The sequence below is a fragment of the Klebsiella sp. HMSC09D12 genome (assembly GCF_001808475.1).
Classification (GTDB): Bacteria; Pseudomonadota; Gammaproteobacteria; order Enterobacterales; family Enterobacteriaceae; genus Klebsiella; species Klebsiella oxytoca.
This window is the reverse complement of the sequence record NZ_KV793506.1, coordinates 219,989-220,654: the sequence shown is the minus strand read 5'-3', so window position 1 is coordinate 220,654 and position 666 is coordinate 219,989. Positions and strand designations below refer to the sequence as shown.

Below are 666 nucleotides of genomic sequence, written 5' to 3'. Positions count from 1 at the left end.
CCCGGTATTCGGTGGCGTAGGGCAGAACGGCGTAACCGCGCCAGTCGGTTTGTACCCCGGTCTGGTTTTCTACCCTCACATTGTCGGCGCCCGGGGCTTTGATCAGCACGACCGTGTCGTTCATCGGCTGGCTCAGGGTGATGCCGTCAGCGTGGGCCAGCACGCCGCCGCTCAGCCCGTAGTAGAGCTGTTTGATACCGTCGCTGCGGCTGTAGCCGACGTTGGCGTTACCGTAGCCGCCGCGGTAGTTCAGCGCCGCGTATCCGGTGCCGCCGCTGTTGCCATCGCCGCCGCCGGCGTAGCCGGTCTGTACGCTGTAGCTCAGGTTGTTGTCCTCCAGCAGCGTGCCGTACAGGCCGGCAAGGCTGGTGGTCCTGCCGTTCAGATCGTTGGACATGCTGTAGCTGGCGTTACCGTTTCTCCAGGCGGAGGTGCTGTCGGAACGCATCCAGTGGCTGAACGGGATACTGACGTTGAGCGCCAGCATCTGGTCGCGGCCCTGCTGCCAGGCGTTTCTGGTCAGGCTGTAGCTCAGGGTCCAGTTGATATCGTCGACGGCGGCGTTAAGCCCGGCCTGAAGCTGCTGGTCGGCCTTACCGGTGCCCCAGTAGGTCTGGTGGCTACCGCTCAGATAGAGCGTGGCGGTACGCCCCAGCTGCTGGGTGA

1 protein-coding gene is annotated in these 666 nt (G+C 64.4%); it reads right to left on the bottom strand.

All coding sequences use genetic code 11. The features are described 5' to 3' along the window. Window positions 1–666, bottom strand: a 666-nt coding sequence (locus HMPREF3178_RS25545) for a fimbria/pilus outer membrane usher protein (protein WP_175438966.1), incomplete at both ends; no start/stop codon positions are given.